This window comes from Oleiphilus sp. HI0079, from assembly GCF_001635105.1.
Genome location: NZ_LWFT01001113.1, coordinates 1 through 831 on the forward strand (window position 1 = coordinate 1; position 831 = coordinate 831).

Genomic DNA, 831 nt, shown 5'->3' on the forward strand with positions numbered 1-831 from the left:
TGGTCTTGCTCAGGGTCGCGTAGAAGGGGTGCGTTTTAGTGGTGCGGTTTTCACAAATCTTAGTCGTGATCACCTCGATTACCATAAAACAATGGACGACTATGCGGATGCGAAGGCTCAGCTTTTTGCTTGTCCGTCGTTGCGCTATGTCGTTGTGAATGTCGATGACCCTTATGCATCCAAGATATTTCAAAAGGTGCGTCCCGAGACTCGAAAGATCAGAGTGAGTACTAAGGTCGATGCAGAAATATCTGTCCAGCAAGTGAGTTATGAAAAGACAACTCGAGCAGTCATCAATGTTGGTGTTGATAGTGTAGAGCTGAATAGCCCGCTTCTGGGGCAATTCAATCTTTACAACTTGCTCTGTGTTTTGGGTGTTGCCTTGGCGAGAAAAAACTCTGCTAAGGAGTTGGGTAACATCAATTTAGTTCGATCCGTCGCAGGGCGTCTTGAGACGTTTAGCGCGCCAGGCGAACCGCTGATGGTAGTTGACTATGCCCATACGCCGGATGCGCTCGAAAATGTTCTAAAAACGCTCTCGCCACTGTGCAATGGCCGGTTAATTGCTGTGTTTGGCTGTGGTGGAGATCGCGACAAAGGTAAAAGAAAGGAAATGGGACTGGTCGCCCGCACTTATGCAGCATTCTCGGTGATCACGAGCGATAACCCGAGAACCGAAGATCCGAAATTGATTCTTGCTGATATCGAGTCCGCTTTTGATTCAAGCGATGCCGTCGCGTTGATTGAGGATCGTGGGCAGGCTATTCGTTATGCCTATGAGCATGGGAGAGCTGGCGATGTGATTTTGGTCGCAGGAAAGGGGCACGAAAA

1 protein-coding gene is annotated in these 831 nt (G+C 48.9%); it reads left to right on the forward strand.

What is annotated here, in order from left to right:
• Positions 1-831, forward strand: an 831-nt coding sequence (locus A3750_RS19655; RefSeq protein WP_156498765.1) for a Mur ligase family protein, incomplete at both ends; no start/stop codon positions are given.